The organism is Erwinia sp. 198 (assembly GCF_003937915.1).
In the GTDB taxonomy this organism is placed as follows: domain Bacteria; phylum Pseudomonadota; class Gammaproteobacteria; order Enterobacterales; family Enterobacteriaceae; genus Erwinia; species Erwinia aeris.
The window spans coordinates 1-1,750 of sequence record NZ_RHUM01000030.1; the positions used below are offsets into that span (position 1 = coordinate 1).

The 1,750-nt window shown below is 48.3% G+C and carries 1 protein-coding gene and 2 pseudogenes; all 3 read right to left on the reverse strand.

Annotation, left to right across the window (positions count from 1 at the left end; translation table 11 throughout):
- Positions 1 to 380, reverse strand: a pseudogene (locus EGK14_RS21785) (VENN motif pre-toxin domain-containing protein); the annotation flags it as partial.
- Between the two features lie 156 nt (positions 381 to 536).
- The gene (locus EGK14_RS21075; RefSeq protein WP_370256576.1) at positions 537 to 881 is read right to left on the reverse strand and encodes a zinc ABC transporter substrate-binding protein; all 345 of its coding nucleotides are present in this window, start codon (positions 879 to 881) and stop codon (positions 537 to 539) included.
- Positions 882 to 888: 7 nt separating this feature from the next.
- Positions 889 to 1,608 (reverse strand): annotated as a pseudogene (locus EGK14_RS21080) (adhesin); the annotation flags it as partial.
- Positions 1,609 to 1,750 lie beyond the last annotated feature (142 nt).

Genomic DNA, 1,750 nt, shown 5'->3' on the forward strand with positions numbered 1-1,750 from the left:
GTTCCCTCACAAGACTTGTCACCCTGACACTGTATCATTTCCTGAACACGGGACTGATTCTGCTTAACGTTTAATGCATTATTCTCAACCGTATTCTTCCCGGCCTGCGCGCCCGTTACCACACTGCCCGCACTGTCCCCGGCAAGCCCGCCCGCCAGCGCGCTGATGGTCTGACGCTGCTCCTCGCTCAGGTCTGCACGGTCCACGCCCGGATAGAGCTGCTGCGCGATATACTCGCCCGCCGCGCCGCCTGACGCCTGCGCCACCGCCGCGCCCAGCACCGCGTGCGCTGTCAGGTTTGCCTCGACGTTAACCACCTCTTTGCCGTTCGCATCCGTGGTGGTGGTCGCTTTATGTATCAGCTCCGCCAGGTACGGCGCCATGGCATTATTGTAAGCCTGCTTCGCTATATCGTCGTAGCCGGGCGCCGTTTTCACCCCGCTCTGCCGCGCTTTTTCTTCCAGCTGCATCTTCGCTGCCGCCAGCTTTTTCGGGTCCAGAAAGTAAAATCCCAGCAGTAAGGGCTGCGATTTTTATCAAGGGCCTTGCCATTGTAGCTTAGACTTTAATTCATCAGGAACCAATTTGAATAATGATTCTATATATTTAACGTGTTGAATATAGTTAGGTGATATGTCTTCACTGCATTTCTCAAAATAGTATTTTGCTTGATTATTTAAGAACCATAAATCATGTTCAACGAAGTCTGAGATGAGCAGTGTATGCATTAGATTATGTACTAATTCAGCTTCAAAGTAGCACGATATGTCACGCCCTTTATCTTTTTTATCCAATGACTGAATATTTCTGATGTAAGGCAGAGAAAGAGATAACATTTTTACATATATCTCATTTTTTTTCATAAGGATATCACTCTCCATAAAATCATCATTTCCTTGTCGGCATAGATTTAGCTCCTGCTGGAGCATTCTTTGTCTGAGTCCATGAACCATTTTGAAGTAATTTATCTATGTAAGATTTATCTCCAGTCTTTTTATATATTTCCTGAGCAGCCACCATCCGGTGGTTACCTTCAGATATATAATAATTTCCCTTACTATCTATATATCCGGCTATACGGCCTTCAGGAGCATTAAACCTATAATTTCCTGACGTCATGTCATTTTTTATCTGGTCTACTTGCTGCGGATTTCTCAACCCTGTTTGCATGCTCTTTATGCCTGTCGATACTCCACCTTGAGCTATATTCGAAACAGTTGTCTTAGCAAGCTTAAAAAGATCATTGCCCAATTTACCCAATGAAGCTAATGCTGCCTGATTCTCAGGATCTGATGCAAACGCCACATATTTTACCCACTCAGGGCTGTTTACATCTATCTTCGCCAGATCCTGACCGTTCCACTGTTGAACGTAGGCTTTGGCTTCCTCACTGGTCATCGCATCCACACCCGGCAGTTTACCCAGCCAGCCGGGACGCTCTGCCATATCATAACCCCCCTGGGCCACTTCCTTATCCCATACCTGAACTACCAGCGGGTCGTCCTGAAGTTTCTGGTCGGTTTCTGCGCTTTGCTTATCGCTCACCTGCTTCCACTTATCAATAACGGCCTGACAGTCACCGCCTGATTTACGGCAATCCGACAATTGTGGCCTTCTTTGTCGCCGCTATCTGGCCCTGCGTCCTCACGATATCGCTGGCCTGCAGGCCGATGTCCACCACCGCCTGCACCGTCTCCACCCGCCGCTGCTCTTTCTCCCTGTCGAAGATTTTATCCAGACCCGGGTTCGC